Source organism: Sphingomonas sp. T1, assembly GCF_902506585.1.
Taxonomy (GTDB): domain Bacteria; phylum Pseudomonadota; class Alphaproteobacteria; order Sphingomonadales; family Sphingomonadaceae; genus Sphingomonas; species Sphingomonas aerolata.
The window spans coordinates 1-11,587 of the sequence record NZ_LR733894.1 but is presented as its reverse complement, the minus strand read 5'-3'; the positions used below and the strand labels follow the sequence as shown (position 1 = coordinate 11,587).

The following is an 11,587-nucleotide window of genomic DNA, read 5'->3' as shown; positions in this document are numbered from 1 at the left end:
GGAGCGGCGATCAACACCAAAGTTGGCCTTGCATTGCCTGTCGCGCCGCGACAATCTCGCTCCCGTCACGGCCGCAGAGTCTCATCCTGATCGCCGCTACTGTCTCATCCAGATCGCCGCTCAATAGCCGCAGCCATGTAGCTGCCGTCGACCATCGCGAAGCTGTCGAGATCGACATGAACATGGGGCAGATCACCAACGGACGCTAAGACCTCGCGGACCTCCGGGTCCTTTTCAACGAGGCGCTGGTGCGGCGCCAGGATGACGTTGTAGCGATCCTGTGCAGCAAGCAGCGCTACAAGCTCGCGGCCCCAACCCCACCAAGACGACCGATGCTGCTGCCAATGGGGAGCGTACACGACGACTGGCTTTGACGACGCGAAGACGGGGCTGCCACTTTCACGGGCACGAAAGGCGGATTTGACATAGCCAGTAACTATCAGCCTGTCCTCAGGTATGCCGCGAGTTGTGTAGGTCCGTTTCTCGGTTTCGCTAGGCACCAGTAAAAGACGCGCAGCGCGGCGACGACGGTCATCACGGGCGCTCATCGAGCCAACGCCGTGAGACGTCTTGACGAAACGATCTCGAAAAAACGGAAGCAAAGTGGGGATCCACAGACTCGTCTGTTCCGCACAAACGATAGCCGAAGCAGTGATTAGGCGAGGCATGAGGCGAAGCAGCGTAATGGATTTGGGCGGTAGCTCAGGGACGTTGCCAAGAGGAAGGCCAGGAATTGTGCGAAAGCCTGGCACGCGGCGGATCCGGACATTGGTATTATTGATGTTCAGCTCATCCAACCAACCTACAATCAGGCGTTCGTGGGTCGAGGTTACGGTCCATATGTCGACACGGACATCAGGAGCTTCTTGCACGATGGCTTCGACGATCGGATGAAGGTGCGGGATGAGCAGCGTTTCACCAAGAAACAGGAAGGCGATGATTTTACGCCGTTCGCGAGTAATCAACTTATGCATAGACGAGACCGGGTGGTTCCCTCAATTGTCGTTATCAGCATCGTCTGGGCTCATCACGCCAAACACGCCAAGACCATCCATTTCCGCGACGATCGCGATCACCCGCTGTTCGATTTCGTCGAAATTCTTAGAAATATCGATCGTCCAGCATCGCTCAATCATAGGGCAGATATAGGGTTCGCGGGATGCCACACAAAGGCACGAAAAGGCTGCTCCGCCCGGGCGGAACAACCTCATTTCGCATTGAAAGTCTGATCAGACGTTGTCGCCGAGCGCACCCTTGACGCTACCCTTCACATCCTGCCCAGTACCCTTCAGCTGCTGAGCCTTGCCATCGGCTTCCAGCTGTTCGTTGTCGGTCGCATCGCCATAAAGCTCTTTGGCCTTGCCGGCGATCTTATTGCCTGCAGCGTCAAGCTTGTCGGTAAACTCACCCATGTTCGTCTCCTGCTCATCGATCACGAAATCGTTTCGGGGTCGGCAGACAAACAAGGCGGAGTTTGGACAGTTCCAGGATCCAGGTTTTAAAGCGGAAGAGGCGCCGCCGCTTTTAAAACCCGATCTCGACTCGGCGTGTCTGCCGAACGACCAAAGCCGCGCGCGATGCATAAGTCACAAGTTTCGCATCAACCAAAAAGTGGCAGAAAACCTGGTGACCTGCCGATGCAAAACACCGATGCACAGATCCATAGAGAAGATCGCCAACCGCACGCTAGGGCGGTCGCCTTAGTGGAACACAGCGTCGTTTTTCCCGTTTTTATCAAGCTTGTAGCGCCCCACCCTTCGGGGGGAGTTGGTGGTGAAGCTCGCGATGCCCTGCCGGTAGACGGCCGGCAGGGCATTTAAGCCATTGAGGCGGGAACCAATTATCGCGAATATGGTTCTTCCATCAGACCGGCAACTTCCCCCCCCTTGTTTGTCGGTTTCCCAAGCGCCCCGCTGCCCCCCCGCAGCGGGGCATTTTGTTATCCGTCGTAAGCAGTGAAACACCACGGACAACACGCGCCGTCATGAGCTTGGCCGATTCCGTAGCGCTCGCCACAAAGTTGATCTGCTGACCCCCAGAAGGCTCGCCATACTGGCGGTGGTTTCCCGGTCGCCGGCAATTTCTTCTCGGGCCTTGTCTAGTTGCGCACCGGATAGAACTCGGGGCCGGCCGAGATGACGGCCACGCTTGCGGGCAGACGTCATGCCGGCGCGGGTCCGTTCTACGATCAGTGCGCGCTCGAACTCAGCGAGCGCTCCCATGATATGAAACACCAACTTACCTCCGGCGGAACTGGTGTCGATCGCCTCGTTGAGTGAGACAAAACCGCAACTTCGGTCCTGCAAGGCGGATACTAGCTCAATGAGGTGCGGCAGGGAGCGTCCCAGGCGATCAAGACGCCATGTCACTAGGGTATCGCCCTGTTTCAGCATGGTCAGCGCTTGGTCGAGCCCAGGGCGACGGCGTGCAACACCTGAAACACCTTCGTCTTCGTAGATCATGCTGCAACCAGCGACGGTCAGTGCGTCACGTTGAAGATCGAGGTTTTGTTCGCCGGATGAGACACGCGCATAGCCTATTTTCATCAGCGTATTTAGCTACAGCCTTTTGCAACAGCCAAGTCATTGATTTAGCTGGCTCGAACTACCGTTGCAAAAGGGAACCCTTTCGCAACAGCGGGAGCGGTAAAGGCGCCCAAATTCCGATGCTCAGGTGCGAAATACAACTATCCTAAAGCGGCCGCTCATTCAGTCATCTAGCGTATTTAGGTCGCGGCATATAAATAAGCAGGGTCAAAATCACCTAGCTTGGCCAGCGCTTTTCTATCGTGAATTTTCACTTGTCGGCTCTGGAACGTCAGAAGGCCTCGCTCACGCAAAGAACGCAGTACGCGGTTTATGTGAACGCCAGTAAGACTCAAGGCTGCACCTAAATCAGATTGTGTTAGTGGAAGCCCAAACGAGGCATTCTGAGCTAGGCCAACCATCTCTAGTCGAGCATGAAGCTCACAAAAGAGATGCGCAACGCGTTCCTCGGCTTCAAGGCGACCAAGACGAAAAATCCACGCACGGTGAATTGCTGCGTCCAATAAGCTGCTAAGCCAAAACGACTCAGCTAAACGTGAACAACGTTCGCTCAAACTTGCTAATGTATCATGGCTGTAGACAGTAACTTTGGCTGGTCCAATCGATACTACGTCGTTATCGAGGCGTTTGAGTTTGAATCCATCAAGGTCAACGAAATCGCCTGGTATATGAAGGCTAACCATTTGCCGCTGCCCTCGATGTTTGCTTGCAGAACGGCAGACAAAACCTTCGGTCACCAGCATACTCGAACAAACGGGCTTACCCCTCCGAACTAGGGTTTCTCGAGCCTTAACCGCCTGGACATTGCTACTGCTGTCCTCAAGCAAAGTTTGTTCTTCGAGAGTCAAACGCTCTCGGCCACGCCCCGTAAGAAACTTGCTAGAATTCATTTTTCCTCCAGGCAGCGATGTAAGTCCGACGATCTGTATCGTGCGATGAAAAAAACCGAACGCATAAACCCTAGAAGCCAGAGCATGGTCATGATGGCCGTCCAAGTTCCAATCGCAGACAGTCTGCTTTCTACCAAACCAGGTCATTTGCAGCCGACCCGCATTGGATTTCTGCATCAAGCGATGCCACGATTTTCACGGCTTCGAGCCTGATGCAAAACTTGTGAATTTCGCATCAGAAATGGCAAAGTGGTGGACAGTCGACGTGCACGATATAGCGTGATGGCATCTTATGTTGAGGAGCTGATCCCATGAGGAAGGGGTACGACTTGCTAGGATTATATCATGATGCTGACGACCCCCGCATCGTGGTGCCCAAGCGAATGAAGGCCTTAGGATGGACCGTCAACGTCGGGCATCCCAAGGGTCAACTAGCGCTGGCAAGCGTGGGGATGATAATTCTGATCGTCGCCGGAATACAGTACGGGTGATTAGGCCAATGCCCGCATCGGACAGCTCCTACGCATCCGCTGCGTCATCGATTTGATGCAAAAATACTCATTATTTGCGTTGGATAGGATTCAAATTCCTTGGTGGATGATCAGCATCGCAGCTCCCTAGGTAGCCCGGTGGCGAGCTACCGCTCAACGTTTGAATGCGTCCTGGACGCGCTTCCTGATGGCGTTCTGCTGACAAACGCCGAACGACAGGTCGTTTACTGCAACCCCGCGTTTGCCAGGCACTGGAACATTCCGACCAATTTATTGGAAGTCGCGGACGATACGTTGCTGCTGCGCTACGTTAAAGACCAACTATTCGACCCGGCAGCGTTCGTGCATGAGGTAGAACGGATCAACCTGACATCGGAAAAATCTCAGGATGAGATTTCCTTAAAGGATGGGCGTCTGTTGTCACGCCGCAGTGTGCCTTTAAAAGATCCAGCTGCCTTTGCCGCACGATTGTGGATATTCACCGACGTTACAGAAACAGAATACGCCCGAACAGACGCATTATGCGGTATTTCGAATCGTCGAGCTTATGCGAGTGAGTACCCGCAGTTTGTAGAGGGTGCCGACGACGGTCTCATGCGCTCCGTAGGCATTCTGGATATCGACAACTTCAAAGCGTATAACGATCAATACGGGCATGCGGCAGGTGATATGATTTTACGCCAAATCGGAACATTGCTTCGCCATTCTGCCGTAGCGCAGAACGGACGGGCTTATCGGATCGGTGGTGAAGAATTTCTTCTGACTTGCAAGACACAAGGGACGAGCGACGCCCTAGCGTTCTTTGAAGCCATGCGAACAGGTATTCTCAACATGCAACTGCCCCATACCGGCAATCCACCGCACAACATGGTAACGACATCCATAGGCCTTTCGATCTTCCGTGGGCCGAAACAGTCGTCGGCGATTTTTGACCGTGTTGACGCCGCGCTCTATCGTGCCAAGCACGCGGGACGGAACATTATCGAATTGGCGTAGTAAGTTGTGAAGCTGGCGCATCAAGCCGCGTTCTCGCGAGGAAGGTCTAGTAAGACAGCGGGGCAGGACGACTAGCCTTGCCGGCTTCTGACAAAGCCGTTTTCCCAGAATCTGTTCCCAATTCGATTTTTTCGAAATGCCCTGATGCACATGGGAAAACGGGAAAGCCCTTCGGCACCTCACTTGCCGTAAAACGCCTCATAGTGTACATACGTTTCTGTAAATACAGGAGCAGCCGTGGTTTTCGAGTGGGACGATGAGAAAGCCGCATCGAATCTCGCCAAGCACGAGGTGTCCTTCGAGCTGGCGCAGGGGGTCTGGAGCGATCCGCTCTACGTGATCCTTCCTGATCGCGTGGAAGGTGGCGAGCAGCGCTGGCACGCCATCGGCATGATCGGTGCCGTCGTTGTTTTGGTGGTCGTTCACAGCCATCCCCAACCGGACGACGAAGACCGGGTCCGTATCATCAGCGCCCGAAAGGCAACGGCACACGAAAGGAAACGCTATGAGCAAGAAAGCGCTTAGTCCCGAGTTGCAGGATCAGCTCGATCGGCTCGCAGCTCTGCCAGACGATCAGATCAACACCACGGATATCCCCGAAGCATCGGCCGAGGCGTGGCAGCATGCCCGCCGGCCAAGTCTGTATCGCCCTATAAAGAAGCCCGTTACGCTCCGGCTCGATGCCGATATCGTAAGCTGGTTCAAGGAACACGCCCACGATCGCGGCTACCAGACCGAAATCAACCGCGTGCTGCGCCGCTACGTTGCCGAGAGCGAAGCACGGGCCTGACGCTACCGCCCGAAGCCGATATCCGGGCCATCATGTCCGCGCTGTCGTTCCCGCTCTTGCTGCCGATCGCGCCCGCTCTGACCCGTTTGGTCCAGATCGATCGCCGGCGTCTGCTCTCGACGGGGTGACTGGTCGAGCGCCGGCAGGGCGTCGAACCCGTCACCGCTACTGACATGCAGCCCCGACCGCATCGCGCGCGCTGCACCCTGGACGAAGCTCGACATGCTCTGCGCTACCAGCTCGGCCCGTTCGCGTAGCTGGTCGCTCCATTCGTGTATCCGCTCCCTACCGCGCTGGATGTAGTACCCCAGCCCCCGCGCTTCCTGGATTGCCTCATTCATCTGCCCGCGCGGGGTAACGGCGTGCGGCTCTTCGCCGGCCGCGATCTGCTCGCGCTCGGCGCGCCGCTCGATCGCGGCCGAGGCATGCCCCATCTTCACGGTCGGCTCCATCTCCACGCCCTGACGTGCATAGCTGCGATGATCGACCCGCTCGGCCACTTGCGCCAGTTCGAGCGCATCGTTGACCTGCGCCGCCCAGCTCGCCCGGATCTCCTCCACCTCGATCGACGCCGACGATCGCACGTCGAGCTGGCGCGTCTTCGCCCCCAGCCCGTCAGCGTCTACCACCCGCGTCGTCGTCATGACGTGGGCATGGTGGTTACGATCGTCGCCGTAATCATGGGGGGCATGGATCGCCGCATCGACCGCCACCCCGTAACGGTCGCGGATATCCTCCGCGAAAGCACGAACCAGGTCGCGGCGCTGGCCGGCGTCCAGCTCGGCTGGTAGCGCCAGCTCGTATTCCCGCGCCACCTTGGCGTCCTTGCGCTTCTCCGCCGCCTCGACCGCGTTCCATAAGGCGGAGCGGTCCTGCGCCCACTCCGCGCCTTCCGGCGTAACGATGAACGTGTCCTCGACACCTCCCCGCCGCGTGTAGTCGTGCACCAGGCCGTCGCGCTCGTTTTCGAGGCAGACACCGGCACGATACGCAACCGCCGCAACCGCGCTGCGTCCGGTCGAGCGCGACACCGATTTCACCGCAAGATGGTAGATCGCCATCGTCCGCGTGCGCCTTCTCAAACGTAGTCCAGCGGCATGACGCTGGTCGGGGTGTGGGGCCGAGGCCCCGCTGTCGCTCAGCGACATGGGTGCAGGGTGTCCCTGCCGCACGTATTACATAGTAATGCTAAAGTGCGCCCTTGTCTCCTATCGTCTTCTCGGGTGGCCTCGTTTGTTGGTTTGCGCTATGCTGGCTTTGTGATCGTGCTTTGACGCGGAGAAGGTATGGCTGCCCCCACTCCCGAATCTGTCGAACTGGCGAAAAAACGTCTTGCCCAGGCCAAGGCTCGCCTCGATGCGCTCAACGCCCGGATCGCCACCGAAGGCCGTCGCCTCGATACCCGCCGCAAGATCATCCTGGGTGGCCTGCTACTCGATGCCGCCACCAAGGATCAGCGGTTCGCCGGCATCGTCACCGAACTGACCCATCGCATTAGCCGCAATCAGGACAGGAAACCGTTCGACGGGTGGACGCTGCCCGGGGAGGACCGCTGATGGACCGCGACCGCGACGACGATCCTCGCCGCCTGCTCGAACAGGCGCGTCAGCTCCACGATCAGGGACGCGGAAGGGTAAGGGGTCGCGGCGAGGACCGGTCCGATCCCCCGGCCGGCAAGTTTGACCCGGCCGAGTTCGACATGCCCGCCGATCCTCTGCCTTCTGCCGCCGGTCGCGCGCGCGGTGCCGCCGACGCTGCCCAAGCGCACAGCTTCTTCTCCCACCTCGATACCAACATCCAGCGCATCCTTGCCGGCTTCGGCACCCTGCGCGACCTGGTGACGGACGTACGCGCCAGCCTCGCCGATGCCGCTGCCAGGGACGCCCAGCGTGCTGAGGACGAGGAAGCCCGCGACAAGGCCATAGCGGCTCGCCTGGTCGATCCTGCGGTTCTGGCGGCCCGTGCGGAGGCCGGAGCGCGTCATGGGGCCGCAGATGGCCTTGCCGGGGCGGGAGAGACCCTGCGGCGTCGGATCGATGCTGACACGGCCGCGCACGCCGCCCTGAACGATCGTCTTGCCGCCGATGCCGCCGATCGCCGCGCCCATGAGCTGCGCCGGCGCCGGTGGGACAGGTGGTGGAACGGCGCGCTCGCCGGCTTCGCCCTGCTGGTGCCTGTTGCGCTGAGTTACGGCTATCACCTCGGGAACGGGGCCGGTGAAGCATCGGGCTATGCCCGCGCCCGCGACGAGGTCGCCGCCGCGAGCTGGGCCAACACCGTCAACGGCAAGCTCGCCCGGCAGCTCGACGAGACCAGCACCGCCACCATCCCCCTCATCGCCAACTGCTCGGGCAAGGGATGGAGCAAAACCAAACAGGACGGTCAGCGCGTTTGCTACGCCGCGCCGACTACAGGATGGTACAGGCCGTGAGCCTCGATGATCGCACCCGCACCTGGCAGCTCGTCTTGACCGGCCATGATCTCCGGCACGTCACGCTCGACATCCAGGCCGACATGGCGCGGCTGCTCGACCTCGATCCCTCCATTTCGCACCTGACACTCGAAATTGGCGACGATCGCGTCCACGTCGCCCGCGATTGGCCCAGCGATCAATACGAGGAGGCCGATCGCCTGATTGATCGCATCGCCGCTTCGGGTGTGTCCGCAATCGTTGTCCACGATGGCAACGGCAAACCCCCTCGCCGCGTGACGACTGGCGAATGATCGCGCGCCGCCCTTGCCCCAACTTCTTCCTCGCCAAGCCAGCGGCCGATAGGCCGCCCCTGTGACGGCGTAGCCGGCACGCATGATCAGCGCATCGGCCAAAGGCCGATTCCATCTAAATCTTCTCCGTTTCGCGCGCGGTGATTCTATGATTCTATGATTCTATGATTCAGGGTGCTGTATCTCACTGATTTAAAAGGCTGATTCCGGTCTATCATGAGGAATGGGGTGGGGTATCATGAGTTTTGGGGTGGGGTATCATGAGGAATGGGGTGGGGTATCGTGAGGAATGGGGTGCGTGAAGTGAGAAGCTAGCCGCTCTCATCTCATGATACTTGACCGCGTTGTCGCATCGAACGATTGTGCTGCCATGAGCGGGGCAGCTGACGATAAGCCTAGGCGCACGATGGAAGTTGCGCGGATCGAGAAGGAGCGGGGTTCCGACACGATCGTGCAACCGCGCGAACTGGTCGAGGTCCGCTACGCGCGTGGTGTTTCGCTTACCCTCTCGGCTCGCAAGATTCTCGCCTTGATGATGCACCAGGCCGCTGGCGACGCATGGCGCGACCAGGAACATCGGATCGCCAAGCGCATGCTGCGCGGCTCCCACAATTCCAATGATCGCCTTACCGATACGATCGACGAACTGATGGGTATCTTTTTTGCCATGCCCGATCAGGTCGAGGGCGACCAAGGGCGTCGCACCTTCCAAATGATCGAGGAGACATTTGAGGGGGGAGAGCAGGGGTGGCTGATCTACCGGTTCACTCGCCGCGCCCGGGATCTACTGAAAGACAGCGAAGCCTATGCCCTGCTGCATCGGGCAACGGTGTTAGCGTTCGATAGCAAATATGCTCTCGAACTCTACCAGCTCGGAGCTTTGCTCTATCGCCGCGACGTGCCGATCTGGCGGGGGGACGTCGCCACGCTACGGTCCAAACTCGGCGTTCCTGAAGGCACCTATGGCTCATTTGCCGATCTACGCCGCTTCGTCCTCGATGCGGCGACGGCTGAGATAAATCAGCTTGTCCCTCAATTTTCGGTCGCCTGGGAGGTCGCAAAGCGAAGGGGCCGCAAGGTCACCGAAGTGGCGATCACCTTCCGCCGCAAGGCCCCGATTGCCGCTGTGGCGGCCGAGGAGGAAAACGAACGTCACCGGGCCGGTCGACGCGCACGGCGCGAAGGCACCGAAGAGGCGATTGTTGATCCTGTTGCTATCATCGCTGCCGCAGCCGCCAGCCTTTCGGTTTCGGACATACTGCGGTGGCCTGCCGACGATCAGGTGTCGGAATATCGGACGCCAGACCTCTATGCGATCGGCCTCGCCAACGGCGGAGGCCATGCAATTCAACGGCTAGCGGATCAATACGCCCGCGTCCGATCTAACCGGCGACGGCAACTCCGGGGTGATGCTCTTCGTGATGATTGGACCACATGGGTGAAGGGTTGCGCGGAGAAGTGGGCAAAACTCTGATCCTTGTCTCTGTCGGGGTTGCGCGATACCCTGAGGCAACCGGTCATGGCTCCCGGTTGGAAACACGGGAATAAACCTATGGCTACCGTATCGATGACGAAGGGTGCCGAACTGGCTGGTGTCAGCAAGGGCACTGTCTCGAAAGCCCTTAAATCGGGGCGTCTTAGCTATGCCGAGAAAACCGATAATGGCTACCTAATCGACACCTCTGAGCTATTTCGGGTGTTTCCCCCGAAACAGCCGGAAACGGTTGAAACTACCCATCTCGACACCCCCGTTGGAAACAGGGAAACCCTAATGGAAACAGGGGGGTTGCTCCGGGAAGTTGAACTGTTGCGTGAACAGCTTCGTGATCGCGATGGCGTAGTTGATGATCTGCGGCAACGGCTCGATAAATCTGAGGACGAACGCCGGGAGGCACAGGCCCGAGTAATCGGTTTGCTGGCAGGACCAGGCCCAACGGAATCCAAGCGGGGGTTCTTTGGCCGGCTGTTCGGTCGCCCTGACGAGTGAGGTTGCAAAAGGGGTCCCTTTTGCGACGTTCGGAAACGCCCAAACGCGGTTATTCCTCTTCGTTTGCCTCCGCCTAATTGCAGACGTACCCTCATGCTAGCCGAATAGCAGAATGCACCTCGTGCGCCCCGGCAATTGGCGAAGGAATGACGATGCTTTTAGAACTGGCGCTTGCTTTTACAGGTGTAGGCGTGCCGCTACAAAGCACGGTTCGCGAGCCCATAGAGCCAATGCCAAAGTTGTCTGCCTGCACACCGGTCGGAGCCAAGGCGGTGTATCACTTAAGCGACCTACCGCCTGTCGCAGTGGAACGGCTCAAAGCCTTCTTCAAAGAAGGATTCGCTGACGCTGGGACGGCGTTCAATGCAACAGACGTCATCCGCGACCCGTCTGTCCCACAGCGGCGTTTCCTAAGAGCGTATCAGCATGGCAATAAATGGATCGTTTGGTACGAACATGGTGGCCGAGGTTATCATCTACACGCTCTCGGGATGATCAAGTGGCCCGATCAAACGGGGCCAAAGATATCTCCTTTCGGGTGGTTTGGCGGCGGCAACAGCACCGCACTATGCGCAGCATCGAAGGCCTTCTTTGATGGCGTTGAGACAAGTCAGGAGATGTGATGCCCGGCTTGCGCTTGTCTACTTTCCCCAATCGAGATCAAAAGCCGCCAGACGGCTTCCCTCCCATCCCGACATTACTGATGCAAAAATCAAAAGTTTTGCATCAGGTCCAAGCTGCAAGCGCTAGGACTGCTTGGGCTGCGCGAACGGCGGTCGCCGGTCCCGTTTCGCCGACCGTTTCTGCGATGTAGAGGCGCTGACCGGCCTCGAAGGAAGGTTGTAGCGTGAAAGCGCGATCAAGCGCTGGCAAGATATCGCCGAATTCCTCGACGACCTGACCCTGCGTCCAGAAATCGTGATCGTCGGTTGCGCGCCAATCAACGTTATCGTGATTTAGAAACACGCACGGCCGAGGACGAAGCAGAAACTCCATCACCTGGCTGGACGTGTCCCCGAGGTAGATGTCGGCCGCATGCTGCGCGGCGATGAAGGTGAGACAGCAGCGTCAATCAAGATGAGACTCCGTTTGGGGCTGTCGGCGTAGGGCGTAGCCCGGAGCCGACAGCCCCAAACGGAAGCCCTTTCGAAGGGCTTTGGTGG

At 58.6% G+C, this 11,587-nt stretch carries 17 protein-coding genes; 9 read left to right on the top strand and 8 right to left on the bottom strand.

Annotated features, from left to right (window positions below; translation table 11 throughout):
- Positions 1–104: 104 nt before the first annotated feature.
- The 5 genes from GV027_RS19245 to GV027_RS19225 all read right to left on the bottom strand — a co-directional run bounded on the left by GV027_RS19245 (position 105) and on the right by GV027_RS19225 (position 3,613).
- Positions 105–974 carry a hypothetical protein gene (locus tag GV027_RS19245; RefSeq protein WP_159513254.1) on the bottom strand — a complete coding sequence of 290 codons (870 nt, stop codon included), beginning with the start codon at positions 972–974 and terminating at the stop codon, positions 105–107.
- A gap of 21 nt (positions 975–995) precedes the next feature.
- Positions 996–1,211, bottom strand: coding sequence for a hypothetical protein (locus GV027_RS19240; RefSeq protein ID WP_236559401.1), 216 nt, complete (start codon positions 1,209–1,211; stop codon positions 996–998).
- Between the two features lie 18 nt (positions 1,212–1,229).
- Positions 1,230–1,412 (bottom strand): CsbD family protein, encoded by a 183-nt coding sequence (locus GV027_RS19235; protein ID WP_159513252.1) that lies wholly within the window; start codon positions 1,410–1,412, stop codon positions 1,230–1,232.
- A 570-nt stretch (positions 1,413–1,982) separates the two neighbouring features.
- Positions 1,983–2,546 (bottom strand): recombinase family protein, encoded by a 564-nt coding sequence (locus GV027_RS19230; protein WP_159513251.1) that lies wholly within the window; start codon positions 2,544–2,546, stop codon positions 1,983–1,985.
- Positions 2,547–2,725: 179 nt separating this feature from the next.
- Positions 2,726–3,613, bottom strand: coding sequence for a Crp/Fnr family transcriptional regulator (locus GV027_RS19225; RefSeq protein WP_236559400.1), 888 nt, complete (start codon positions 3,611–3,613; stop codon positions 2,726–2,728).
- A gap of 134 nt (positions 3,614–3,747) precedes the next feature.
- Here GV027_RS19225 and GV027_RS21950 point away from each other — a divergent pair, with 134 nt between their 5' ends.
- The 4 genes from GV027_RS21950 to GV027_RS19210 all read left to right on the top strand — a co-directional run bounded on the left by GV027_RS21950 (position 3,748) and on the right by GV027_RS19210 (position 5,713).
- Positions 3,748–3,927, top strand: coding sequence for a DUF5808 domain-containing protein (locus tag GV027_RS21950; RefSeq protein WP_037531056.1), 180 nt, complete (start codon positions 3,748–3,750; stop codon positions 3,925–3,927).
- Positions 3,928–4,029: 102 nt separating this feature from the next.
- Positions 4,030–4,923, top strand: a complete 894-nt coding sequence (locus GV027_RS19220; protein ID WP_159513250.1) for a sensor domain-containing diguanylate cyclase — start codon at positions 4,030–4,032, stop codon at positions 4,921–4,923.
- A gap of 237 nt (positions 4,924–5,160) precedes the next feature.
- Positions 5,161–5,448, top strand: a complete 288-nt coding sequence (locus GV027_RS19215) for a BrnT family toxin (protein ID WP_159513249.1) — start codon at positions 5,161–5,163, stop codon at positions 5,446–5,448.
- Complete coding sequence (locus GV027_RS19210) at positions 5,429–5,713, top strand: BrnA antitoxin family protein (RefSeq protein ID WP_037531051.1); 285 nt, start codon at positions 5,429–5,431, stop codon at positions 5,711–5,713. The genes GV027_RS19215 and GV027_RS19210 overlap by 20 nt, the downstream gene beginning before the upstream one ends.
- Before the next feature lie 2 nt (positions 5,714–5,715).
- Here GV027_RS19210 and mobQ read toward each other — a convergent pair whose 3' ends face one another.
- Positions 5,716–6,774: a MobQ family relaxase gene (gene mobQ, locus GV027_RS19205; protein ID WP_159513248.1), complete on the bottom strand. Its 1,059-nt coding sequence runs from the start codon at positions 6,772–6,774 to the stop codon at positions 5,716–5,718.
- Between the two features lie 225 nt (positions 6,775–6,999).
- Between mobQ and GV027_RS19200 the strand changes: the two genes are divergently transcribed.
- The gene (locus GV027_RS19200) at positions 7,000–7,269 is read left to right on the top strand and encodes a mobilization protein (protein WP_159513247.1); all 270 of its coding nucleotides are present in this window, start codon (positions 7,000–7,002) and stop codon (positions 7,267–7,269) included.
- Positions 7,269–8,144, top strand: coding sequence for a hypothetical protein (locus GV027_RS19195; RefSeq protein ID WP_159513246.1), 876 nt, complete (start codon positions 7,269–7,271; stop codon positions 8,142–8,144). The genes GV027_RS19200 and GV027_RS19195 overlap by 1 nt, the downstream gene beginning before the upstream one ends.
- Here the strand turns inward: GV027_RS19195 and GV027_RS19190 are convergent.
- Positions 8,108–8,539, bottom strand: a complete 432-nt coding sequence (locus GV027_RS19190) for a hypothetical protein (RefSeq protein WP_159513245.1) — start codon at positions 8,537–8,539, stop codon at positions 8,108–8,110. The genes GV027_RS19195 and GV027_RS19190 overlap by 37 nt on opposite strands.
- A gap of 304 nt (positions 8,540–8,843) precedes the next feature.
- On the opposite strand from GV027_RS19190, the gene GV027_RS19185 reads away from it, so the two are divergent.
- The 3 genes from GV027_RS19185 (at position 8,844) to GV027_RS19175 (ending at position 11,047) form a co-directional block, all read left to right on the top strand.
- A complete protein-coding gene (locus GV027_RS19185) occupies positions 8,844–9,911 on the top strand; it encodes a replication initiation protein (RefSeq protein ID WP_159513255.1) in 1,068 nt (355 codons plus the stop codon).
- 78 nt (positions 9,912–9,989) lie between these two features.
- The gene (locus GV027_RS19180; RefSeq protein ID WP_159513244.1) at positions 9,990–10,424 is read left to right on the top strand and encodes a DNA-binding protein; all 435 of its coding nucleotides are present in this window, start codon (positions 9,990–9,992) and stop codon (positions 10,422–10,424) included.
- 152 nt (positions 10,425–10,576) lie between these two features.
- Positions 10,577–11,047, top strand: a complete 471-nt coding sequence (locus tag GV027_RS19175; protein WP_159513243.1) for a hypothetical protein — start codon at positions 10,577–10,579, stop codon at positions 11,045–11,047.
- A 103-nt stretch (positions 11,048–11,150) separates the two neighbouring features.
- Here the strand turns inward: GV027_RS19175 and GV027_RS19170 are convergent, their stop codons facing one another.
- Entirely contained in the window at positions 11,151–11,423 is a 273-nt protein-coding gene (locus tag GV027_RS19170; RefSeq protein WP_236559399.1) for a hypothetical protein, read from the bottom strand.
- Positions 11,424–11,587 lie beyond the last annotated feature (164 nt).

Bases quoted from the DNA above. Each gene is read 5' to 3' on its own strand.
- GV027_RS19210 (WP_037531051.1), top strand. From the start codon at position 5,429: ATGAGCAAGAAAGCGCTTAGTCCCGAGTTGCAGGATCAGCTCGATCGG.
- GV027_RS19235 (WP_159513252.1), bottom strand. From the start codon at position 1,412: ATGGGTGAGTTTACCGACAAGCTTGACGCTGCAGGCAATAAGATCGCC.
- GV027_RS19230 (WP_159513251.1), bottom strand. From the start codon at position 2,546: ATGAAAATAGGCTATGCGCGTGTCTCATCCGGCGAACAAAACCTCGAT.
- GV027_RS19195 (WP_159513246.1), top strand. From the start codon at position 7,269: ATGGACCGCGACCGCGACGACGATCCTCGCCGCCTGCTCGAACAGGCG.
- GV027_RS19185 (WP_159513255.1), top strand. From the start codon at position 8,844: ATGGAAGTTGCGCGGATCGAGAAGGAGCGGGGTTCCGACACGATCGTG.
- mobQ (WP_159513248.1), bottom strand. From the start codon at position 6,774: ATGGCGATCTACCATCTTGCGGTGAAATCGGTGTCGCGCTCGACCGGA.
- GV027_RS19175 (WP_159513243.1), top strand. From the start codon at position 10,577: ATGCTTTTAGAACTGGCGCTTGCTTTTACAGGTGTAGGCGTGCCGCTA.
- GV027_RS19180 (WP_159513244.1), top strand. From the start codon at position 9,990: ATGGCTACCGTATCGATGACGAAGGGTGCCGAACTGGCTGGTGTCAGC.
- GV027_RS19200 (WP_159513247.1), top strand. From the start codon at position 7,000: ATGGCTGCCCCCACTCCCGAATCTGTCGAACTGGCGAAAAAACGTCTT.
- GV027_RS19240 (WP_236559401.1), bottom strand. From the start codon at position 1,211: ATGAGGTTGTTCCGCCCGGGCGGAGCAGCCTTTTCGTGCCTTTGTGTG.
- GV027_RS19225 (WP_236559400.1), bottom strand. From the start codon at position 3,613: ATGCAGAAATCCAATGCGGGTCGGCTGCAAATGACCTGGTTTGGTAGA.
- GV027_RS19245 (WP_159513254.1), bottom strand. From the start codon at position 974: ATGCATAAGTTGATTACTCGCGAACGGCGTAAAATCATCGCCTTCCTG.
- GV027_RS21950 (WP_037531056.1), top strand. From the start codon at position 3,748: ATGAGGAAGGGGTACGACTTGCTAGGATTATATCATGATGCTGACGAC.